This is a genomic window from Pseudomonas sp. 313, from assembly GCF_000316965.1.
Taxonomy (GTDB): Bacteria; Pseudomonadota; Gammaproteobacteria; order Pseudomonadales; family Pseudomonadaceae; genus Chryseomonas; species Chryseomonas benzopyrenica.
In genome coordinates this window covers 76,070-98,518 of sequence record NZ_ANBZ01000028.1, presented here as the reverse complement: position 1 = coordinate 98,518, position 22,449 = coordinate 76,070, and the positions used below count along the sequence as shown (strand labels likewise).

19 protein-coding genes are annotated in these 22,449 nt (G+C 66.3%); 4 read left to right on the top strand and 15 right to left on the bottom strand.

Annotation, left to right across the window (positions count from 1 at the left end):
• Nucleotides 1-1,044 (bottom strand): 4-phosphoerythronate dehydrogenase PdxB (gene pdxB / locus C722_RS0106260; protein WP_017639687.1); only part of this gene is annotated, 1,044 nt, incomplete at its 3' end.
• 130 nt (nucleotides 1,045-1,174) lie between these two features.
• On the opposite strand from pdxB, the gene C722_RS0106255 reads away from it, so the two are divergent.
• The 3 genes from C722_RS0106255 to C722_RS0106245 all read left to right on the top strand — a co-directional run bounded on the left by C722_RS0106255 (nucleotide 1,175) and on the right by C722_RS0106245 (nucleotide 5,519).
• Nucleotides 1,175-2,536 carry an MATE family efflux transporter gene (locus C722_RS0106255; RefSeq protein WP_017639686.1) on the top strand — a complete coding sequence of 454 codons (1,362 nt, stop codon included), beginning with the start codon at nucleotides 1,175-1,177 and terminating at the stop codon, nucleotides 2,534-2,536.
• 93 nt (nucleotides 2,537-2,629) lie between these two features.
• Entirely contained in the window at nucleotides 2,630-4,783 is a 2,154-nt protein-coding gene (locus tag C722_RS0106250; protein WP_017639685.1) for a mechanosensitive ion channel family protein, read from the top strand.
• Between the two features lie 85 nt (nucleotides 4,784-4,868).
• Nucleotides 4,869-5,519 (top strand): SGNH/GDSL hydrolase family protein, encoded by a 651-nt coding sequence (locus C722_RS0106245; RefSeq protein WP_017639684.1) that lies wholly within the window; start codon nucleotides 4,869-4,871, stop codon nucleotides 5,517-5,519.
• A 231-nt stretch (nucleotides 5,520-5,750) separates the two neighbouring features.
• Here C722_RS0106245 and C722_RS0106240 read toward each other — a convergent pair whose 3' ends face one another.
• The 3 genes from C722_RS0106240 to rlmM all read right to left on the bottom strand — a co-directional run bounded on the left by C722_RS0106240 (nucleotide 5,751) and on the right by rlmM (nucleotide 7,765).
• Nucleotides 5,751-6,332 carry an Sbal_3080 family lipoprotein gene (locus C722_RS0106240; RefSeq protein ID WP_017639683.1) on the bottom strand — a complete coding sequence of 194 codons (582 nt, stop codon included), beginning with the start codon at nucleotides 6,330-6,332 and terminating at the stop codon, nucleotides 5,751-5,753.
• 75 nt (nucleotides 6,333-6,407) lie between these two features.
• The gene (tusA, locus tag C722_RS0106235) at nucleotides 6,408-6,647 is read right to left on the bottom strand and encodes a sulfurtransferase TusA (protein WP_017639682.1); all 240 of its coding nucleotides are present in this window, start codon (nucleotides 6,645-6,647) and stop codon (nucleotides 6,408-6,410) included.
• Nucleotides 6,648-6,703: 56 nt separating this feature from the next.
• Nucleotides 6,704-7,765, bottom strand: a complete 1,062-nt coding sequence (gene rlmM / locus C722_RS0106230) for a 23S rRNA (cytidine(2498)-2'-O)-methyltransferase RlmM (protein WP_017639681.1) — start codon at nucleotides 7,763-7,765, stop codon at nucleotides 6,704-6,706.
• 188 nt (nucleotides 7,766-7,953) lie between these two features.
• On the opposite strand from rlmM, the gene acnA reads away from it, so the two are divergent.
• Entirely contained in the window at nucleotides 7,954-10,653 is a 2,700-nt protein-coding gene (gene acnA, locus C722_RS0106225; protein ID WP_017639680.1) for an aconitate hydratase AcnA, read from the top strand.
• Nucleotides 10,654-10,701: 48 nt separating this feature from the next.
• On the opposite strand, the gene C722_RS0106220 is transcribed toward acnA, so the two are convergent.
• The 11 genes from C722_RS0106220 to C722_RS0106165 form a co-directional block, all read right to left on the bottom strand.
• Nucleotides 10,702-11,595 (bottom strand): LysR family transcriptional regulator, encoded by an 894-nt coding sequence (locus C722_RS0106220; protein ID WP_026083686.1) that lies wholly within the window; start codon nucleotides 11,593-11,595, stop codon nucleotides 10,702-10,704.
• Between the two features lie 74 nt (nucleotides 11,596-11,669).
• On the bottom strand, nucleotides 11,670-12,629 hold the full coding sequence (locus C722_RS0106215) for an ABC transporter substrate-binding protein (protein WP_017639678.1): 960 nt from the start codon (nucleotides 12,627-12,629) through the stop codon (nucleotides 11,670-11,672).
• Nucleotides 12,630-12,642: 13 nt separating this feature from the next.
• Nucleotides 12,643-13,824 carry an acyl-CoA dehydrogenase family protein gene (locus C722_RS0106210; RefSeq protein WP_017639677.1) on the bottom strand — a complete coding sequence of 394 codons (1,182 nt, stop codon included), beginning with the start codon at nucleotides 13,822-13,824 and terminating at the stop codon, nucleotides 12,643-12,645.
• A complete protein-coding gene (locus tag C722_RS0106205) occupies nucleotides 13,825-15,150 on the bottom strand; it encodes an LLM class flavin-dependent oxidoreductase (protein WP_017639676.1) in 1,326 nt (441 codons plus the stop codon).
• Nucleotides 15,147-16,094, bottom strand: coding sequence for an ABC transporter substrate-binding protein (locus C722_RS24660; RefSeq protein ID WP_017639675.1), 948 nt, complete (start codon nucleotides 16,092-16,094; stop codon nucleotides 15,147-15,149). The genes C722_RS0106205 and C722_RS24660 overlap by 4 nt, the downstream gene beginning before the upstream one ends.
• A 69-nt stretch (nucleotides 16,095-16,163) precedes the next feature.
• Entirely contained in the window at nucleotides 16,164-17,252 is a 1,089-nt protein-coding gene (locus tag C722_RS0106195; RefSeq protein WP_017639674.1) for an LLM class flavin-dependent oxidoreductase, read from the bottom strand.
• 684 nt (nucleotides 17,253-17,936) lie between these two features.
• Nucleotides 17,937-18,293 carry a hypothetical protein gene (locus C722_RS0106185; protein ID WP_017639672.1) on the bottom strand — a complete coding sequence of 119 codons (357 nt, stop codon included), beginning with the start codon at nucleotides 18,291-18,293 and terminating at the stop codon, nucleotides 17,937-17,939.
• Nucleotides 18,294-18,699: 406 nt separating this feature from the next.
• Nucleotides 18,700-19,566: an ABC transporter permease gene (locus tag C722_RS0106180; protein WP_017639671.1), complete on the bottom strand. Its 867-nt coding sequence runs from the start codon at nucleotides 19,564-19,566 to the stop codon at nucleotides 18,700-18,702.
• Nucleotides 19,567-19,581: 15 nt separating this feature from the next.
• Nucleotides 19,582-20,463 (bottom strand): ABC transporter ATP-binding protein, encoded by an 882-nt coding sequence (locus C722_RS0106175; protein WP_017639670.1) that lies wholly within the window; start codon nucleotides 20,461-20,463, stop codon nucleotides 19,582-19,584.
• Between the two features lie 14 nt (nucleotides 20,464-20,477).
• Entirely contained in the window at nucleotides 20,478-21,359 is an 882-nt protein-coding gene (locus C722_RS0106170) for a TauD/TfdA family dioxygenase (protein ID WP_017639669.1), read from the bottom strand.
• 26 nt (nucleotides 21,360-21,385) lie between these two features.
• Nucleotides 21,386-22,393 carry an ABC transporter substrate-binding protein gene (locus C722_RS0106165; RefSeq protein ID WP_026083683.1) on the bottom strand — a complete coding sequence of 336 codons (1,008 nt, stop codon included), beginning with the start codon at nucleotides 22,391-22,393 and terminating at the stop codon, nucleotides 21,386-21,388.
• Between the last annotated feature and the right edge of the window lie 56 nt (nucleotides 22,394-22,449).

Genomic DNA, 22,449 nt, shown 5'->3' with positions numbered 1-22,449 from the left:
ATAGCCCTTGCGCAGGGCGTCGAACGCCTGGGCGCGCGCCAGGGCCGGCAGGCCGAGGGTCGCGCGTAGCGCCGCATCGTCGTCGCGCGGATCGTAGACCGCGCGACAGACACGCCTGAAGGCCGTCGCCTCGGGCGCATCTCCGCTGAACACCAGGCGCTTTAGCTGCTGCGGTGGCAACAGCTCGTCCAGACTCAACCGTGGCGTCTCTCCCGCCCAGGCACAGAACGCCGCATAGATCTGCGCGGTGCCGCGCCACTTGCCTTCCAGGCTGTGCCCGGCGATATGGGGCGTCACCAGCTGACAGAGACGGGCCAGTTCAGGATCGATACCTGGCTCGCCTTCCCAGACATCCAAGGCCACCTTCAGCTCGGCGCCACCGGCCAGATGCGCACGCAGCGCGGCGTTGTCGACTACCTCGCCCCGGCAGGCATTGAGCAGCCAGCTGCCCGGACGCAATCTTGCCAGGCGCGTCGCATCGAACAGATGCAGGGTGCGCTGTTCGCCATCACGGACCAGCGGGGTATGCAGACAGAGCACGTCGCAGCGCTCGATCAACTCGTCCAGGCTGTGGAAGTCGCCCGGCTCGGTCGCCTGCCGTGGCGGATCGCAGACCAGCACCGTCCAGCCCAGTCCGCGCAGCACCTCGGCCAGGCGGCCACCGACCTGCCCGGCGCCGACGATGCCATAGGTGCGCCGGGCCAGCTCGGCGCCGGCGCCATCGGCCAGTGCCAGCAGGGCGCCGAGCACCCAGTCCACCACGCCGCGGGCATTGCAGCCGGGCGCATTGCTCCAGCGGATGCCGGCCTGGTCGAGATAGCCCAGGTCCAGGTGATCGGTGCCTATGGTGCAGGTGCCGACGAAGCCGACCCTGGACCCGGCCAGCAGCGCCGCGTCGACACGGGTGATGGAACGCACCAGCAGCGCATCGGCGCGACTCACCGCGGCGCGATCGAAGGCGCGGCCGGGAAGGCGTTCGAGGGTGGCGTGGGGCCCGAAGAAGGCGTCCAGCAGCGGAATGTTTTCGTCGGCGAGAATGTGCATGCCTGGGCACTCGCAAGGGCGGGGACCGGCACTTTAGCAGGCCATCGGCGGCAGGCAACGGTCGCCGCGAGGGTTGCCACCCGGGCCATGAGGACTAGACTATCGGCCCCGAAGCTGACCGAACGATCAAGTGACCTCCTCCCTGCCCCGCATCAGACGTGAATTCGGCGCCCTGCTCTCCCTGGCCGCGCCCATCGTCATCGCCCAGCTCTCCCATTCGGCCATGGGCTTCGTCGACGCCGTCATGGCCGGTCGCGTCGGCCCCCTGGACCTCGCCGCCGTCGCCCTGGGCAATTCCGTGTGGATTCCGGTGTTTTTGCTGATGACCGGCATCCTGCTGGCGACCACGCCCAAGGTGGCCGAGCGCCACGGCGGCGGTCGCAGCCAGGAGATCGGTCCGCTGGTGCGCCAGGCGCTGTGGCTGGCCCTGGGTTGCGGCCTCATCGCCAGCCTGCTGCTGCTCAACGCCCGCCCCCTGCTGGTGGCCATGCATGTCGACGCCCAGCTGATCGGCCCGACCCTGCTCTATCTCAAGGGCATCGCCATGGGCCTGCCGGCCACCGCCTTCTACTATGTGCTGCGCTGCTTCAGCGATGGCCTCGGGCGCACCCGGCCGGCGATGCTGGTGGGCATCGCCGGTCTGGCGCTGAACGTGCCGCTGAACTGGATCTTCATCCATGGGCACCTGGGGCTGCCGGCCCTGGGCGGCGCTGGGTGCGGCTTCGCCTCGGGCACGGTGATGTGGGCGATGCTGCTGGCCATGCTGGCGATCATCCGCACCGAACGCTATCGCGCCTGCGCCCTCTTCGCCCGCTTCGAGCGGCCGCACGGCCCAACGCTGCGCGCCCTGCTGGCCATCGGCGTACCCATCGGCATCGCGGTGTTCGCCGAATCCAGTATCTTTTCCGTGGTGGCCCTGCTGATCGGCGAGCTGGGGCCGACCGTGGTCGCCGGTCACCAGGTGGCACTCAACTTCTCCGGCCTGGTATTCATGGTGCCCCTGGCGCTGGGGATGGCGGTGACCGTCCGCGTCGGCCAGGCACTGGGTCGCGGTGAGCCGCGCGAGGCCCGCTTCGCCGCCGGCGTCGGCATGGCCGCGGGGCTGCTCTGCGCCTGCGTCTCCTGCACCCTGATGCTGACCGCGCGCACCTTCATCGCCGGCCTCTACTCCCAGGACCTGGCGGTGATCCAGCTGGCGGCCTCGCTGCTGGTGTTCGCCGGTATCTTCCAATTCTCCGACGCCATCCAGGTCACCGCCGCCGGCGCCCTGCGCGGCTATCAGGACACCCGGGCGACCATGGTCATCACCCTGCTGGCCTACTGGGGCGTGGGCTTGCCGGTGGGCTGGGCGCTGGGCCTGAGCGACTGGTTCGGGGCACCGCGCGGCCCAGCCGGGCTGTGGCAGGGGCTGGTGCTGGGCCTGACCTGCGCGGCCATCCTGCTGTCGGTACGCCTGGCCCGCAGCGCCCGTCGACGCATCCACAGCGCCTAGCGCGCTGCCCTTGCTACACTGGCCACCTCGTCGCGGACGGCTGCCCTGCCGACCGGGACGAGGGTTTCCCTCTTTCGTGAGCGTGCGGCTTCGATGATCTTTCGCCTGCTACAACTCCTCTGCCTCTGCTTTCTGCTCATCGGCCCGGTCCAGGCCGCCCTGCCGGGGCTGCCGGGCACCCAGAAGGACCAGGTCGATCCGCAATTCGGTCAGTCCCTGGACCAGGTCATCAAGACCCTGGAAAGCGAGCAGCAGCGCAATCGCCTGCTGGCGGATCTCAAGAAGCTGCAGGCGGCCCAGGCCAAGGCCGAACCCAGCGCCTCCCAGGGCGTGATCGGCCTGATCACCGACACCATGACGGTGGTCGAGCAACAGCTGCAGCGCGACAACCTGCGCCAACGCTGGCAGTACCAGCTGGAGCAGGCCGGTGCCGAACTGGCCGCACTGGCACCGGCGCCCGAGCAGCGCCTCAACCTGCTCTCCGGCTTCGTCATCACCCTGGCCTTCTGGGCCGGCTGCGCCCTGGGCTTGAAAAGCATCAGTCACCGCCTGCGGGTGAGATTCGGACTGGCGGAGGAGTTGCCGCTCCAGCCGCGGACCCTGGATCTGGTGCGTTTCGCCCTGCGCAAGCTGGCGCCCTGGCTGCTGGCCTTCATCCTGACCCTGGTGGTGTCCCTGTGGCTGCCGGATTCACTGGGCAAGACGGTGGCCGTCGCCCTGGCCTATGCCGCCGTCACCGGTCCGCTGTTCGCCGCCACCGTGGTGGTGATCTGCTCCCTCCCCAGCGGCGCCCATCGCAACCGCGCCCTGTTGATCCTGCGCCGACGCGCCTTCCGTCCACTGTGGATCATCGGCAGCCTGGCCGCCCTCGGCGGCGCCGCCAGCGATCCGCACCTGGCCGAGACCCTAGGGCCACACCTGGCCGCCGTCATCGCCATCGGGGCCAATATCTGCGCGGCGCTGCTCACCGCGCAGTTCGCCTTGAGATTCCGCCGCCCCATCGCCCACCTGATCCGCAACCAGCCGCTGGCCAAACGGCAGGCCCTGCGTGGCCTGCAGGGCGTGCGCCACCTGATCGCCCGGCTCTGGCACCTGCCGCTGCTGATCCTGGTGGCGGTATCGGTGGTGGCCACCTTCGTCTCCGCCGGCGACACCAGCGACGCCCTGCGTCGCGCGCTGCTGTTCGCCGTGACCATGGGCGCCGCCCTGGGCCTGAATGCGTTGGTACGGGCGCGGCTGCTGCGCCGCCGGCCCAGTGGACGCATCCAGGAAGCCTATGCCGAACGGCTGCGCGCCTTCTTCGTGCTGGTGCTGGGCATCGTCATCTGGCTGGTAGGCATCGAGCTGGCCCTGCGCGCCTGGAATCTCTCGCTGCTGAGATTCAGCCAGGGCGACGGTCATGCGGTCGCCAGCAAGTTCTTTGGCCTGGGCGGCACCCTGCTGCTGGCCTGGCTGGTGTGGATCCTGGCCGACACCGCCATCCACCGCGGCCTCAATCTGCACCGCGTCAGCCCCAACAACGCCCGCGCCCAGACCATGTTGCCGCTGATCCGCAACGTGCTGTTCCTGACCATCTTCGTCATCGCCCTGATCGTCGCCCTGGCCAACATGGGCGTGAACGTCACTCCGCTGCTGGCCGGTGCCGGCGTCATCGGCCTGGCGGTGGGCTTCGGCGCTCAAAGCCTGGTAGCCGACCTCATCACCGGGCTGTTCATCATCATCGAGGACTCCCTGGCCATCGGCGACTATGTCGACGTCGGCAACCACCTGGGTACCGTCGAGGGCCTGACCATCCGCACCGTGCGACTCAGGGATATCGACGGCATCGTCCACACCATCCCCTTCAGCGAGATCAAGAGCATCCAGAACTACTCGCGGCAATTCGGCTACGCCATCTTCCGCCTGCCGATCCCCCAGGCGCTGTCGGTGGACAAGGCCATCGAGATGGTTCAGGACGTCGGCCGCTCGCTGCGCCAGGACCCGCTGATGGGCCGGGACATCTGGTCACCGCTGGAGCTGCAGGGGGTGGAGAGCTTCGATTCCGGCATGGCCATCCTGAGATTCCGTTTCAAGACTGCGCCGATCAAGCAGTGGGAGGTCTCGCGAGCCTTCAACCTCAAACTCAAGCGCTACCTGGACGACGCCGGCATCGAACTGGCCTCGCCACGCATGAACGTACGCTACGAGGTGGGCGGCTCGCCACTGGACCAGGCGACGCGGGGCAGCGAAGCGCCGAGCGAAGGCTGAGGTCGCTGCCACGACCGTCGGTTCTCGCGGCGCTGCGGAAAAGCCTCTAGGGTGGACGTCACTCTGTCCTGGCGAGGTCCCCGACATGCCCCTGCGTACCCTGCTCTGCTATGGCGACTCCAACACCCACGGCACCCGGCCGCTGACCCAGCCCGGCGTACTCGAACGCTTCGGCTGGGAGGAACGCTGGACCGGCGTCCTGGCCCGCGGCCTGGGCAGCGACTGGCGGGTGATCGAAGAAGGCCTGCCGGCGCGGACCACGGTGCATGACGACCCCATCGACGGCAACCACAAGAACGGCCTCAGCTATCTCCGGCCCTGCCTGGAAAGCCAGTTGCCCGTGGATGTCCTGCTGCTGATGCTGGGTACCAACGACCTCAAGGCGCGGCTGTCGGTGACGCCCGCGGACATCGCCAGTGCCCTGCAGGTGCTGCTGGAAGAGATCAAGCGCTGCAATGCCGGCCCGGACGGCGCTACGCCCAGGCTTGTCGTCATGGCCCCGGCGCCCATCGAGGAAGTGGGCTTTCTCGGCGAGATCTTCGCTGGCGGCGCCGCCAAGTCTCGCCAGTTAGCCGCGCGCTATCGCCAGGTGGCCGAAGCCCAGGGCGCGACCTTCGTCAATGCCGGGGAAATCATCCAGGTAAGCCCAGTGGACGGCGTGCATTTCGAGGCGGACCAGCATCGCCGGCTAGGGGAGCATCTGCTGGGCGTGGTCAAAGGCTTGGATGCTGCCTAAGCGTAGGCTGGACAACGGCATGCCCTTGTTCACGGGTTCGGGGCTCGACGGTAGAAAACGCTGCGCGGTTTTACACGTTACGGGGTGACGGGCATCGTCCTGTTGGGCTTCGACGATGGAGCCGTCTCAACCCAACCTACGAAAGCCAACCCCGTGCGGTGGGGCCTTGGCTACGCGTCGTAGGCAGGCTGAGCGTAAGCGAAGCCCAACGTTACGGGCTCGACATTGAAGTCAGCGATCCAGACCATAGCGCTGCCGAAGCGCACGGTACTGATTGCTGTAGTCCTGATAGCTGAGGTTTTTTGCCTGAAGCGCAGCCAATTCGTCTTCAAAGGTCAGCCCGGCAGGTGCGGAGGTAGGGACAGCACTCGTGGTCGGTCTAGTGACAGGTGCGGGACGCATCTGACCTAAGAGCTCATCTACCACCGGATTGATCTTTGTTGCGGTCCCCTGCCACTTCATAAGGGAGAAACCACCCTTACCCCGCAGGTGATAGTCAGCCTGACCCACCAGGCGCCCACTGGCGTCACGCAGGGTCAGCTCGGCAGCTGATAAGTAAGGCACGCCGTCCCAGGTTTGCCGCGCGGTGTACTCAAGAATGTATGGGCACTCGCGTGGCACCTGCGTATAGCTCTCGGTAGGCACGCTGTGCCGAGCAAAGCCGGCCCGGACCACGGGGAGAAAGTCCTTCACCCAAACCGCAGGATTCTCCTGGATACATACCAAATCCGGGCGTACGGCGACGGGCTGGACCTGTACCGACGTGCACCCCGCGAGAATGAGCGAGACAACACCCAGCATCCTGGCTTTCATAAAAAGGCTTCCTTGCTTGCTAGATCACTTATTGTGAGCCAATTCACAATATCAAAGCGAGCTTTCGCGCAACCCTCACTCCAACTTCTTGCGAATCCAATACAGATAACGCCCGTCCCCTTCGCTCTTTTCCACCAGTTCATGACCGAGGAAGACGCAGAACTTGGGGATGTCGCGCTGGGTGGAGGGGTCGGTGGCGATGACCTTGAGCAGGGCGCCGGGGGCGATGTCGCGCACCTTGTTGTGCAGCATCATCACCGGCTCCGGGCAGTTCAGCCCGCTGGCGTCGAGGGTGGCATCGGCTTCGAGGGTCATGGGGTCTCCAGGGATAAAACGGTTACAGCGATCTGCATTCAGAGCCTGATGGCGGTCTAGGGTTTCCGATCCAGCCGGCGCAGATGACAGGTCACTTCCTCGCGGTCGTGGTAGAGCTGCTTGCAGCCGATGACTACGCGCTGGCCGCGACCTTCGAAATGGTCGCGCAGGCGTTCGAGGATGCCGGCCACTTCGCGATAGCGCTGCTTCATCGGCAACTTGAGATTGACCACCGCCTCGCGGCAATGACCTTCGCCGATCCAGCGCTCGATCAGTGCCGCGGTACGCGCGGGCTTCTCGACGATGTCGCAGACCATCCAGTCCACCGGGCGCTTGGGAACATAGGCATAGCCGTCGACCTGCAGGTGCTCCACCAGGCCGCTGTCCATCAGCGTCTCGTTCATCGGACCATTGTCCACCGCCGTCACCAGCATCTCGCGGGCCACCAGCTGCCAGGTCCAGCCACCAGGCGCTGCGCCCAGGTCCACGGCACGCATCTCCGGCGCCAGACGGGTCTCCCATTCGGCGCGGGGAATGAACTGGTGCCAGGCTTCTTCCAGTTTGAGCGTCGAGCGACTGGGGGCCTCGCGAGGAAACTTCAGCCGTGGGATGCCCATGGGCCAGAGCGCGGCGTTGTCCGGCTCGACCACGCCGACGAAAACCTCGCGGCCACTGAGAAAGGTCAGCTGCAGGCGTGGCGCCCGGGCATCGTCCACCAGACGACCTGCCTTGCGCAGCGCCAGAGTCAGGGGGCGCTCGAATTTCTTGCAGAAGGTGGAGAGCGCCTTGCCGTCATTGGTATCGGGCATCTCCAGAGCCAGGCTGCCGCAGACGGGATAGCTGGCCAGCAGCTCCAGCAGCGGACCGATGCGGTCCTGCTCGGGCAGGCTGAGAAAGGCGCCACGGGACCACTGACGAGGGAAGATCAGCTCGCCGAAGGTGATGTTCTGCATCAACCGGGCGGCACCCTCGGCGTCGCCACAGACGAATTCCGCATAGGCCGCACCCGGCTTGCCCTTGGCGTATCCGCCCACGCCGAGCAGCGCCGCCCGCTCGCCGAGCTCGGCGCAGACCTCGCCTTCGAATCCGGTACGGCACAGCAGCAACAGGGTATTCACGACAGGGCTTCCTCAAGCGGTCACGCAGGGCGCGCACTATACCCCAGCGCGCCCGCTGGGGAACGCCAGCGGCGGCTGTCGGTCCAGTACTACACCTAGAAAAATCAGTCCGCGCAGCGCTGGAACGGGTCTTGTCTGCCTTTCGAGGCCCGAACGGCCAGCGGGCAACCGTCGATAAGGAGACCCTGATGCCAGCCCTGGACAGCCTAAAAAGCCTCAAGACCCTGCAGGTAGGCGAGCGCACCTACCACTATTACAGCCTGCCCGACGCGGCCAAGACCCTGGGCACTCTCGACCAGCTGCCCAAGTCCCTCAAGGTGCTGCTGGAGAACCTGCTGCGCTGGGAAGACAACCAGACCGTTACCGGCGAGGACCTCCAGGCCCTGGCCGACTGGACCAAGACCCGCTCCGCCAATCGCGAGATCCAGTACCGGCCGGCGCGGGTGCTGATGCAGGACTTCACTGGCGTACCGGCAGTGGTCGACCTGGCCGCCATGCGCGAAGCCGTGGCCAAGGCCGGTGGCGATCCGCAGCGGATCAATCCGCTTTCCCCCGTCGACCTGGTGATCGACCACTCGGTGATGGTGGATCGCTACGCCAGCGAAAACGCCTACCACGAGAACGTCGAGATCGAGATGGAGCGTAATGGCGAGCGCTATGCTTTCCTGCGCTGGGGCCAGAACGCCTTCGACAACTTCCGCGTGGTCCCGCCGGGCACCGGTATCTGTCACCAGGTCAACCTGGAGTACCTGGGCCGCACCGTCTGGACCAAGGACGAGGACGGCCGCACCTATGCCTTCCCCGACACCCTGGTCGGCACCGACTCCCACACCACCATGATCAATGGCCTGGGCGTGCTGGGCTGGGGCGTGGGCGGTATCGAGGCCGAGGCGGCCATGCTCGGCCAGCCGGTGTCCATGCTGATCCCCGAGGTGGTGGGCTTCAAGCTCACCGGCAAGCTGCGCGAGGGCATCACTGCCACCGACCTGGTGCTGACCGTGACCCAGATGCTGCGCAAGAAGGGCGTGGTGGGCAAGTTCGTCGAATTCTTTGGTGATGGCCTGGCCACCCTGCCCCTGGCCGACCGCGCCACCATTGGCAACATGGCGCCGGAGTACGGCGCCACCTGCGGTTTCTTCCCCGTGGACCAGATCACCCTGGATTACCTGCGCCTGTCCGGTCGCCCCGAGGAGACCGTGCAACTGGTGGAAGCCTACACCCAGGCCCAGGGCCTGTGGCGCAATCCCGGCGACGAGCCGGTGTTCACCGACGTGCTGGAGCTGGACATGGGCGAAGTCCAATCCAGCCTGGCCGGCCCCAAGCGACCACAGGATCGTGTGCTGCTCGGCGAAGTCGCCAAGACCTTTGGCGATTTCACTGCCCTGGCACCGAAAAAAGCCGAGGCCCCCAAGGTGGGCAGTGGCGTGGAAGTCCAGCTTGATGGCCAGACCTTCCAGCTGGAGGACGGTGCCGTGGTGATCGCCGCCATCACTTCCTGCACCAACACCTCCAACCCCAGCGTGATGATGGCCGCCGGTCTGCTGGCGAAGAAAGCCGCCGAGAAGGGCCTGATGCGCAAGCCCTGGGTGAAGTCGTCGCTGGCCCCCGGCTCCAAGGTGGTGACCGACTACTACAACGCCGCCGGTCTCACCCCCTATCTCAACGACCTCGGTTTCGATCTGGTCGGCTATGGCTGCACCACCTGCATCGGCAACTCCGGCCCGCTGCTCGATCCCATCGAAAAGGCGATCCAGGACGCCGACCTCACCGTGGCCTCGGTGCTCTCCGGCAACCGCAACTTCGAAGGCCGGGTGCATCCGCTAGTCAAGACCAACTGGCTGGCCTCCCCGCCGCTGGTGGTGGCCTATGCCTTGGCCGGCAGCGTCAAGGTCGATCTGACCCAGGAGCCGCTGGGCATGGGTAACGACGGTCAGCCGGTCTATCTGAAAGACGTCTGGCCCAGCCAGCAGGAAGTGGCCGACGCCGTGCAGAAGCTCGACACCGCCATGTTCCACAAACAATACGGCGCCGTCTTCGACGGTGACGAGAAGTGGCAGGCGATCCAGGTGCCGGACGCCGAGACCTATGTCTGGGATGCCGACTCCACCTACATCCAGAATCCGCCCTTCTTCGAGACGATTGCCGGCGATCCGCCGCGTATCGCCGACATCCACGATGCTCGCATCCTGGCTTTGCTGGGCGATTCGGTCACCACCGACCACATCTCCCCTGCCGGCAACATCAAGAAGGACAGCCCCGCCGGTCGCTACCTCGCCGAGCACGGCGTGGACTATGCCGACTTCAACTCCTACGGCTCCCGTCGTGGCAACCACGAAGTCATGATGCGTGGCACCTTCGCCAACATCCGCATCAAGAACGAGATGTTGGGCGGCGAGGAAGGCGGCAACACCTTCCACGTCCCCACTGGCGAAAAGCTGTCGATCTACGACGCGGCCATGAAGTACGAGCTAGAGAACACGCCGCTGGTGATCATCGCCGGCAAGGAATACGGCACGGGTTCCTCCCGTGACTGGGCGGCCAAGGGCACCAACCTGCTGGGCGTGAAGGCCGTGGTCGCCGAGAGCTTCGAGCGCATCCACAGATCCAACCTGGTGGGCATGGGCGTGCTGCCGCTGCAGTTCAAGGACGGCGTCGATCGCAAGTCCCTGGGGCTGACCGGCAAGGAAAAGATCGCCGTGCTGGGCATCGACGGCGTCGAGTTGCGCCCGCGCATGCCGCTGACCCTGGAAGTCACCCGTGAGGATGGCAGCCTGGAAAGCGTCGAGGTGCTCTGCCGCATCGACACGCTCAATGAAGTGAGCTACTTCAAGGCCGGCGGCATCCTGCACTACGTGCTGCGGGAGTTCTTAGCGAAACCTGCGGCCTAAGCAGGCGTTAGCGGACGCCCGGCAGCCTGGCTGCCGGGCGTTCTGCTGTCAGGAGGCTGCCAACAGCTGACTCGCCGCCCGCCCGAAGCCCTCGACCACCTCCTGCAGCGGCCCGAGAAAGCGTGGGTGGACCAGCCACAGCTGGATCTCCGGCTTGAAGTCCTTCAAGGGAATCACCGCCAGCCGTTCGCGATGGGCGCTCAAGGCCAGCAGCGGTGCCGGGACCAGGCCGAGGCCCTGGCCATCCGCCACCAGACCGAGCTGGAGTTCGGTGCCATAGGTTTCCAGGTTGATGCGCAGCGCCTGGCCCTGCTCGGCCAGGGTGCGCTGCAGACTGGCGCGAAAGCCGCAGCCATCGGGATTGAGCACCCAGCCCTGCGTTTGGAGGTCGGCCAGGCGCTTGGGTTTGGCCGGCGCCTGCGCGCGGGCGCAGACCACCTGCAAGGGCATGGCGCCCAGGGCCTGGGCCTCGATACCGTCGGGAAAGACCTTGTTGGCCGGAAACAGCACCAGGGCGCCGTCCAGTTCGCCGTGCTCGATCCGGCTCACCAGTACGCTGCCCCAGCCGGTCGCCACCTGGGTGCGCAGCTCCGGGTAGCGGGTGCGGATGTCTTTCACGGCCTCCAGCAACAGCGCATCGCCCAGGGTCTGGGGTACGCCCAGGCGCAGCAGTCCAGACGGCGGGGTATCACCCGCCACCCGCTCGCGCAGGGCATCCATCTCGCGCAGAATGGCACGGCAATGACCGTAGACCTCCTGACCCAGGCGCGTTGGCTTGAGCGGCTTGGTGTGGCGGTCGAGCAACTCGACCCCGAGATCCTGCTCCAGGCTCTGCAGGCGCCGGGTGATGGCCGGCTGGGTGAGGCCCAACGTGTGCGCGGCGGCGTTGAGGGAGCCGCTGCGGAGCACCGCGACGAAGGCTTCGATATCGTCCGTCTTCATGAGGAGGCGTCTGACTTCCTGCTGGTGGATATGCGCCTCAAGCATAACGCAACACCTCCTCCGCTGCCCGGTGCTCAGCGTTGCGCCGTCTGCGCGAGCGGGGCCAGGCTCGTGCCGAAGCCATCGTAGAACAGACGGCTGGCGTCATAGCCCTTGACCAGCCCTTCGCCCGCGAAGAAGTCGACGGTGCGCTGCGCCTGGGCAATGGCTGCAGGAGTGACTGGCCCGATGCTGGTGCGGGCACGGGCGAACCAGGCCTGGGCGATGGCCGCATCAGCGCGGGTGCGCTCGGCCCAGGCGCGGGCATAACGCGCCGTATGCGCCGGATCGGCATTGGCCCAGGTCCGTGCCCGTTGCAGCCGCTGCAGGAAGTCGCCGATGGCACGGTGCTTGGCGGCATCCTCCAGGGCGCGCTGGCTGGCCACCACGAAACTCTGTGCCGGTATCAGATCTTCGGCGGTGGTGAGCACCCGGGCGCCATGGCGCTGGGCCTGGGTGACATAGGGCTCCCAGGTGGCGATGGCGTCCACCGAGCCGCCCTCCAGCGCATGGGAGGCATCCAGGGCGTTGAGGTAGCGGAAGCTCACCCGATCGCGTGGTACGCCCGCGCGATCCAGGGCGGACAAGGCCAATTGCTGGCTCCAGGAGCCCTTCCAGATGGCCACCGTCTTGCCCTGCAGATCCGCCAGGCTACGGATGCTGGAATCGCCGCGCACCAGCACTGCCACCCCGTCAAGGCTCTGACGACTGATGCCGACCACCTTGATCGGCGCGCCGAGGGCGCCAAGGAACAGCGGCGGCGCATCGCCCAGCAGGCCCAGGTCGAGGCTGCCGACGTTGAGCGCCTCGGCCACCGGCGAACCGGCGGTGAATTGCTTCCAGTCCAGCTGGTACGGCAGGTCGTCGAGGACACCGGCGGCTTCCATCACGGTACGGGTGTTATAGCTCTGATCGCCCACCACCAGCGTGGTAGCCAACGTCTGGGTAGCGGCGAGCAGGCCGAGGGTGAGGCCAACAAGGGTCTTGCGTAGCATGGGAAGCCTCTCGTCAGGTATAGGCACGGATATCGGGGTACTGGCCATTGACCGCATAACGGCCGACCTCCAGCACCTTGTAGGCCAGGGGGTCGTGCAGGCTGTGGGTGCGCACGTCGCGCCAGAAGCGATCCAGACCGAGGCGGTTGTGGGTGGCGCGGGCACCCAGGGCGTCGAACACCCGGGTGGTGACGTCCAGGGCGGTACGGGCAGCCAGCACCTTGGCGCTGGCCACGGCGATGGCCGTCTCGCCGCGCAGGTCGGCGGTAAAGGTGGCATCGGCCTCGAGCAGGTCATCCACCCGCCGTGCTGCCACGTCGGCGAGGGCCACGGCGCCCTGCAGGGCGATCCAGAGTTCGCCCATCTGGCTCAACACCAGTTGATCCTCGCTGGCGCTGGCGGCCAGGGAATGCACCCAAGGCCGCGCCTCTGCATGCAGATAGCGCCGCGCCTCGCGCAGCGCGCCCTGGGCGGCACCCAGGTAGTACTGGGTGAAGGCCGACTGGTTGACCGGGGTGCGGATCACCGCGGCAAAGTCACCGGCATCTTCCAGGTCGCAGACTTGGGCCTCCTCGGCACTGGCCCAGACGTCGGTCAGGGTAAAGCTGCCACTGTCGCTGCGCGCCACGCCGAAGTGGTCCCAGTCCTCGGCATAGGCCAGCCCCGCGCGATCCCCTGGCAGGGTGACCATCAGCCGCGCCCCGCTCTGCCGGTCGCGGGCACTGATGGTGAGGCGATCGGCGAAGACGGCGCCGCTGCAGAAGCCCTTGCGCCCGGTCAGGCGATAGCCACCGCCGGCAACGGGCGTGGCGAGGATGTCGTCATCCCGTGGATTGACCACTCCGGCCAGCCACAGCCGGCCCTCGGCGATTTCCGCCAGCAGGCGGTCGCGCCGTGGCTGGGGCTCGCGGCGCAGGTTCACCGTATTGAGCAGGTGATAGCCAAAGAGCAGGCCGACCGAGCCGTCGCCGGCAGCAATCTCGCGCAGTACGCGCATGGCCAGTGACCAGGGCTGGCCGGCGCCACCAAGATGCACGGGTATGACCAGGTTGGTCAGGCCGCTGTCCTTGAGTCTTTGCAGCTGGGCATCGGGACGAATGCGGTCGCGTTCGTCAGCCACCACCCGGGCAGCGAATTCCGCGCCGATCTCGCGGGCCAGCGTCAGCCAAGCCTCAGTATCCTTAATGGTGCTCATCTAGTCCTCCAGGGGGCCGAGGCCCAGGTGGTCTCTCAGGGTCGTGCCCTGGTACTGGCGTCGGAACAGGCCGCGGCGCTGCAGGTGCGGCACCACGCTTTCGCTGAACTCGACGAAGGACCCCGGCAGGTAGCCGGGGGAAATCACGAAGCCGTCGCAGCCGCCGGCTTCGAACAGCTCGGCCAGCTGTTCGGCGATCTGGGCGCCGGTGCCCACCAGTTGCGGCACCCGCACGCTGGCGGCATAGCTGCGACCCAATTCGGCCAGGGTGGTCCGCGACCCCAGCGCCAGGAGTTTTTCGGCAGCGGCCGGTGGCAGGCCGCCGACCTCGGCCACCTCACCCAGGGCGGTATCAAGGGTAAAGCGGGACAGGTCGATATTGAGCTGGGAGCAGAGGGTGATCAGCCCCACCTCGGGTTGCGCCAGGGCGTTGTGCCTTTCCTGCTTGGCCCGTGCTTCGGCTTCGCTGCCGCCGATGAAGGGCATGACCGAGGTGAGGATCTTGCAGCCGTCGGGGGAGCGCCCCTGCTCCAGCACCTGGCGGCGGACGTCGTCGCGAAAGGCGCGCATGGCGGCGAGGTTGGGCTGGATGGTGAAGATGGCCTCGGCCCAACGTGCGCCGAAGCGCCGGCCACGACCACTGGAGCCGGCCTGGATCAGTACCGGCCGCCCTTGCGGACTGCGCGGGATGTTGAGCGGGCCCTCCACCCGGAACCAGTCGCCCTGGTGATCGAGGGCACGCACCTGCGCGGGATCGGCCAGCACGCCGGCGTCTCGATCCAGGCGCAGCGCGCCAGGTCCCCAACTACGCCAGAGCTTGACGGCCACCTCGACGAATTCGTCGGCACGGTCGTAGCGCAGGTCGTGCTCCAGGTGGCGCTCCCTGCCGAACAGCCGGCCCTCGCTGTCGTTCATGGAGGTGACGATGTTCCAGGCGGCGCGCCCGCGGGACAGGTGATCGAGGGTGGCGAAGGCCCGGGCGACGTGGGCCGGTTCGTAGTAGGTGGTGGAGCGGGTGCAACCCAGCCCAAGGTGGCGGGTGTGAGCCACCAGATAGGACAACAGCGGCAGCGGATCGAGTCGGGTGGCGTCCTGGGCCCCTAGGCGCAGGGCGGTCTCCCGTGAGCCGCCGAGCTGGTCGCCCACGGCCAGGCGGTCGGCGAAGAACAGGAAGTCGAACAGCCCCTCCTCCAGCGCCTTGGCCGCGCGGACGTAATAGTCCGGGTCGAGGAAGTCGCCCTGGGTTTCGGGATGGCGCCAGACGGCGTGGCTATGGACGACCGGACCAGCCAGCAGGAAGCCGGCGAGGTGCAATTGGCGACTCATCGGCTGGCCTCCCGGGGCGTCTGCAGGTAGCGGTTGAAGCTCTGGTCATAGAGCGGCTTGACGTCGTACGGCTGTTGCAGCACCCCGGCCTTGACCAGGAAATCGGCGGTCTTCTGGCCGTCGCTCAAGGCCTGGGCGCTGATCGGTTCGACCCAGGTGGCGTCGCGGCGGAACCAGCGTTCGGCGATGGCCGGATCGGAGTTGTTGCGCCTGGCCCAGGCCTGGGCATAGACGTCGACGTGGTCGCGCGCCCAGCTGCGAGCACGTTGCAAGCGGGCGATGAAATCGCCGATGGCGGCGCGGTTCTCGTCCAGGCGCTGGGTGTTGGCCACCACATAGACCGGCGCCGGCATCAGGTCCTTGGCGGTGATCAGCACCCGTCCGCCCTGGCGCTCTACCATGCTCACGTAGGGCTCCCAGGTGGCGGTGGCATCGAGGGTGCCCTGGCTCAAGGCGGCGACCGCCTCGGTAGGCATCAGGTAGCTGTAGCGCGGCGCATCGCTGGGCACTCCCGCCTGCTCCAACGCCGAGTAGACCAGTTGCTGGCTCCAGGAGCCCTTCCAGATGGCCACGCGCTTGCCGGCCAAGTCCGCCACCGTCTTGATGGGTGAATCCTTGCCGACCACGATGGCAGTGCCGTCCGGTCTATTGCGGGTCACTGCCACCACCTTGATCGGCCCACCCCGGGCGGCCAGGGCGATCACCGGGGTGTCGCCGACGATGCCCAGGTCGATGGAGCCGACATTGAGCGCCTCCACCACCGGGCCACCGGCGTTGAACCTCTTCCACTGGATCTCGTACGGCAGGTCCTTGAGTTCACCTGCCTGCTCCAGCAGGGTGCTGCTGTAGTAGAACTGGTCACCGATGGAGAGGGTGACCGCCTGGGCCAGGTTGGCGGAGGTGCCAGCCAGCAGGCCGGCGGCGAATAGCAATCCCTTGATCACGAAGGCGTCTCCTCGAAGGTATCGGGAGCGCTCCGTGGGTACGGTCGCGCAGGTGTCAGATGTCGGGGTTCAGCCGGTGCGGCGGGCACCGGCCAGGCGCGCGGCGACCTTCTGCCGGGTCAGGGGAATCAGTTCGCGGCCGTACTCGACGGCGTCGTTGAGCGGATCGAAGCCGCGGATCAGGAAGCTGGCGACGCCCAGGTCGTAGTAGTCCAGCAGGACATCGGCCACCTGCTCGGCGGTGCCCACCAGGGCGGTGGAGTTGTGCCCGCCGCCGACCAGGGCGGCGATGCCGGTCCAGAGCCGGCGATCCACACGGTCGCCCAAGGCCACGGTATCGCGCAGACGTTGTGCCCCGACCGCTTCGGGTTTGGCGGGATGCACGGCGCCGTCGGCGGCGAGGCGCGCCTTGGCCTGCTGGCGAATGGCCTCGGCCTTGGCCCAGGCATCATCCTCGGTGTTGCCAAGGATCACCCGGAAGGACACGTTGAATTTTGGGGTACGGCCATGGCGCGCCGCCTCGGCGCGGACCGCAGCGATGGTCTCGCGGGTCTGGGCCAGGGATTCGCCCCACAGCGCGAAGACGTCGGCGTGCTTGCCGGCCACCCGCAATGCGGCTGGCGAGGAGCCGCCGAAATAGACCGGCAGGCTCGGCTGCTGCAGCGGCTTGATGGCGGAGAAGCCCTTCGCCACCCGGTAGTGCTCGCCCTCGTGATCGAAGGGCTGGGTGCTGGTCCACTCCTGGCGGACCACGTCGAGGAATTCCTCGGTGCGGGCATAGCGCTGGTCGTGGTCGAGCCAGTCGCCGTCCTTGCGCTGCTCCCCATCGCTGCCACCACTGATGATGTGCACCGCCAGGCGACCGTCGAGCAGATGATCGAGGGTCGCCAGCTTACGCGCCGCCAGGGTCGGGGCGACGAAACCGGGACGGTGGGCCAGTAGGAACTTGAGCGTCCGGGTGGCCTGCCCCGCCAGGGCAGTGACCAGGAAGCCATCGGGCTGGTCGGACCAGTAGCCGACCAGGATGCGATCGAAGCCGGCCTGCTCATGGGCCTGGGCGAAGCGGGTGATATAGCCCTTGTCGAAGATGGGACCGGAGGGGGCGATGATCTCCGAGGTGAGGCGGTGGCCGATCATGCCGAGGAATTGGACGCTCATGGTGGTGAATCCCGTGCCGAGGTAAGGGGACGCCTTCAGGAAGGCGTTGGCTGGGTTCCACCTTAGGCAACCAGGGCATAAGAAGGAAATTCCTTATGCGCATATCCTAATTATTGTTTTATTTGAAACATGCATTTAAAGATGGTGGCTTGCCTCATGAGGCGACGCTCTTCAAGGGTAGAAACAGCAGTACTTCCTCGTTTTGTAGGAGCGGCCCATGGCCGCGATCGCCCAAACGATCCCAGGACGCCTCGGCATGGAAAAAGCGTTAGCCTTTTCCACCGGGGCCTTCGGTGCGAGGGGCGCCCTCACCCCAGCCCTCTCCCCAAGGGAGAGGGGGTTATCCGAGTGAGGGTTGAAAGTCGTTGTTCCTGGACCAAATCCGTGGCCTGTTGGGCTTCGACGATAAAGCCGTCTCAACCCAACCTACGGGGCTATGTCGTAGGTTGGGTTGAGCGCAGCGAAGCCCAACGACCAAGCGCCGTAGCGTGGAAACGGCGTAGCTTTTTTCCACCAGGTAGTTCAGCCACAAGGGCGCCCTCGCCTCCACATTCTCCTGAAGGGTTAAATCGAGCGAATACCGGTCTCAGTCGATCCGAGAAGACCTCGTCGACCGCAGCCACCTACCCGTAGGAGCGGCCCATGGCCGCGATTGGCCAATCACTCATACTACGCTGACGGTCTTCAAAGCCAGGCCGTAGCCGCCAACCCCAGGGCGCCGAGGATGAAACCTACCAGAGCGCCCCGACCCGGTAACTCCTGGAATAGCAGCCAGATCAGCAACGGCTCGCAGACCAATAACACCAGTACGGAAACGACCGCGACCACCCAGATATCACCGGTAGCCCGATAGCCCAGGCCGTACGCCAGCAACAGGCAGAGACCGGAAAAGCAAGCGAGCCCTGCCAATAGCAGCGCATCATGCCAATCGAGACCGACCGCAGCCGCCAACCGCGCCGCTGCCAATTCGGCGTAGATGATGCAGCCTTCGCCGATGATCATCAGGGCGATGGCGAAGATTCCAAGCACTTCTTTGGACATGAAAGACCTTCCTTTTGGACCGAGCGGACTGACGCTGTGTCGTGATGCACACCGCGCTCAGATGGGGTACTGAGGTCGATGCAGTCAGTGGCGTCAGGGGCTCGATACGGAAGGCATACATGAACGAAACCTCTGTGAGGGAGTGCCTCTATTAAGGCTAGATCAGGGTACAGCGGTAGAACAGCGGCGGGTTATCGGTGTTAGAGGATGTTGGTCTTTGAACAGAAATTCTTCATAGGAGCGATAGCCCTGCGGACCGCCAAGACTGCAAGCCGCCATGTACTACTGGCGAACAGCAACCCGCGATCTGTTGGACTTCGACGATAAAGCCGTCTCGACCCAACCTACGGGGCTATGCCGTAGGTTGGGTTGAGCGCAGCGAAGCCCAACAAGAAGATACCCAGCCCTACCGCTGCATCCCCCACTTCTTCACCGTCAGCCGCTCCAAGGTGGCGAACACCAGGCCTTCCACCAGCAGGCCTATGATGATCACCGCGGCGAGGCCAGCGAAGACGCGGTCGGTGTAGAGCTCGTTGCGATTCTGGAAGATGTACCAGCCCAGGCCGCCCTTGCCGCTGGAGGCGCCGAACACCAGCTCGGCGGCGATCAGGGTGCGCCAGGCGAAGGCCCAGCCGATCTTGAGGCCCGAAACGATGGCCGGCAGCGCCGCCGGAATGAGGATCAGCCCGACGTACCTCAGCCCCTTGAGGCCATAGTTGCGCCCGGCCATGCGCAGGGTGTCGGAGACGCCGAGAAAGCCCGAGTAGGTGTTCAGCGCCATGGGCCAGAGCACCGAATGTACCAGCACGAACACCAGGCTGTTTTCGCCCAGGCCGAACCAAAGCAGCGCCAGCGGCAACAAGGCGATGGCCGGCAGCGGATTGAACATCGAGGTCAGGGTGCCGAGCAGGTCGCGACCGAACTGGGTGGAGACGGCCAGGGCGCTCAGCGCCAGGGCCAGCACCACGCCCAGCAGATAGCCCTTGAGCAAGGTACCCAGAGAGATGGCGACCTTGGCGGGTAACTCACCAGTGACCAGCCCATCCCAGAAGGCCGCGGCGGTCTGCAGGAAGCTGGGCAGCAGCAGGTCGTTGCCCTGCCAGCGGGCGGCCACTTCCCAGGCCAGCATGAGGATCGCCAGGATCACCAGCTTGCGCAGCCAGGCTTGGCTCCACAGGCGCGTGGCCAGAGGGAGCTCCACCGCCAGCGGCAAGTCGTTGAGGGGCGCGAGGTCCCGTTGGTATTCGGCCCGCACCGGGGGCTGTCGAGTCATGGGTCCACCTCGAAACTAGTAGGAAATGCGGCCCTGGACGATGGCCTGCTGCAGGCGCAGGCGCTCGTCGGCGACCTCCGGCGGCAGGGTCTGAACGTCGTCGGGGAACAGCAGGTTGTGGATGCGCAGCGCGGTACTCTGGAATTCGGCGCCGCCGAAGTCCTCGAGGCCGAACTGGTGGCAGTTGAGTTCCGCGCGGACCCGGCCCGGATGGGGCGACAGCAGCAGGATGCGATTGCCCACCACCAGCGCCTCCTCGATGGAGTGGGTGACGAACAGCAGGGTGAAGCGCACCTCGTCCCAGAGCGCCAGGAGCTCTTCCTGCATCTTGCGGCGAGTCAGGGCGTCCAGGGCGGCGAAGGGTTCGTCCATCAGCAGGATCTTGGGCTGCATGGCCAGGGCGCGAGCGATGGCCACCCGCTGCTTCATGCCGCCGGAAAGATGATGCGGATAGGCGTCGACGAAGCGCGCCAGACCGACCTTGTCCAGGTAGTGCAGCGCCCGCTCGCGCGCCTCGCCACGACTGGCCTGGCGACTGGCGAGCAGCGGGAACATGGTGTTCTCCAGCACCGTCTTCCACGGCGGCAGCTGGTCGAATTCCTGGAACACCACGATGCGATCCGGCCCCGGTCCCTTGACCGGCTGGCCGTCCAGACGGATCTCACCGTGCAGCGGCGGCAGAAAGCCCGCCACCGACTTGAGCAGACTGGACTTGCCGCAGCCGGACGGCCCGAGCAGCACGAAACGGTCGGCGCCATGCACCTCGAAAGATACCTGGTGGGTAGCCCGCACCCGGCGTTCGCGGGTGCGGTATTCGAGGTCGAGATCCTGCACCTGCAGCAGCGGCTGGGTCTGCGCCAGGGTCAGGTGCGGACGGGAAGCTAGAGGGGCATTCATGGTCGTCTCCTACCTTAAAACGGCGCATCGCCCTGGATGGTGGTGCGATACAGCTTGCGCCGCAGATGATTGGGGCAGCCGGCCGCCAGGTGCAGCAGCGAGCGGTTGTCCCAGAACACCAGGTCGTGGGGCTGCCACTGGTGGCGATAGAGGTGCTCGGGCTTGACGCTGTGGGCATAGAGCTCGGCCAGCAGCTCGCGACTCTCGTCTTCCGGCAGGCCGACGATGTGGGTGGTGAACCCCTCGCTGACGAACAGCGCCTTGCGGCCATTTTCCGGATGAGTACGTACCACCGGATGCACCACCGCCTTGACCTCGGCCAGCTGCGCGGCGGTCAGGGTCGGCCGCCAGTTGCCCTCGAACTTGGGCTTGGCGTAGGTGGCGGTATAGGAATGCTCGGCCTGGAGACCCTCTACCTGGCGCTTGAGCGCCGCTGGCAGGGTGTCGTAGGCCAGGTGCATGTTGGCGAAGAGGGTATCGCCGCCCTCCTCCGGCAATTCCTGGGCATGCAGCATGGAACCCAGGCTCGGCAGCTCCTTGTAGGAGAGATCCGAGTGCCAGAACTTGCCGGCATCGCCCAGGCCGATCGGCCGACCGCCTTCGACGATGTTGGAGACGATGAGGATCTCCGGGTGGCCGGCCAGGTGGAATTGCTTGAGCACATGGATCTGCAACTCGCCGAAGCGGCGACTGAAGGCGATCTGCTCTTCGGGGGTGATGCGCTGGTCGCGGAACACCACCACATGGTGGTCCAGGTGGGCGCGATGAACGCGGGCGAAGTCTTCGGCATTGAGCGGCTGGGCCAGATCGATGCCGAGGATCTCGGCGCCCAGGTTGCCGAAGGGCCGGATCTCGAAAGTCTGGCCGGCGGCCGGACGGGGGGAAGCGAGAGTCATTGGAGTGTTCTCCTTGGTGGTCCAGCTCAGCTGCCGGGACGCTCGTGGGCTTCGGGGAAGAAGTAGTCCTGCCAGGAGGCAGCCTGGTGTTTCAGCACGCCCAGCTCATGCAGCTTCTGGGCGTAGACGAAGGTCCGCTGGGGCTCGACGGTGAACTCGATCTCCGGGTCCTCGACGATGCGCTGCACCAGGGCCAGCGGCAGCTTGGAATGCTCGACGCGGATATAGGCCTCGGCGGCCGCGGCCTTGTTGGCGCGGATGAAGGCGGCGGCTTCCACCAGGGCGTCATAGAAGGCGCGGTAGGTCTTGGGATTCTCGTCGTGGAATTTCTCGGTGGTGTAAAGCACGTTGAAGGTGCCTGGTCCGCCGAGGACGTTGTAGCTGCTGAGGATGCGATGGACCCGGGGATTCTCCAGCGCCTGGTACTGGAACGGTGGGCTGGAGAAATGGGTAGTGATCTCGGAGCCGCCCGCCATCAGGGCAGCGCTGGCATCCGGGTGCGGCAGACTCACGCTGATGGCATCGAATTTCTTGAACTGGGCGTCGCCGAAGACCTTGGCAGTCTCGATCTGCAGGGTGCGCGACTGGAAGCCCACGCCCGCCGCCGGCACGGCGATGCGATCCTGGTCGGTCAAATCCTTTATCGACCTGACCTCGGCGCGATTGCTCAGCAGGTAGTTGGGCATGGCGCCCAGGGCGGCGATGGCCTTGACGTTCTGTCGTCCGCGGGTGCGATCCCAGACCGTCAGCATCGGCGGTACCCCGGCGGAGACCACGTCGAGCGAGCCGGCCAGCAGCGCCTCGTTCATGGCAGTGGCGCCGGAGATGCTGTTCCAGTCCACCTGGATATCCAGGCCGGCGGCCTTGCCGTGCTTCTCGATCAACTGCTGATCGCGCACCACGTCGAGGATCAGATAGCCGATGCCGAATTGCTGGGCGATGCTGATCCTGCCCTCGGCGGCGGCACTGCCCGCGAAGCCCAGGGCACCTACCACGGCGGCGATCACCGCCAAGCCCTTCCCTACCCTGCTCATCCTTACGCTCCGTGCCGACTGGCCATCCGAAAGCGTTATAGGCTAATGAGCTGTTA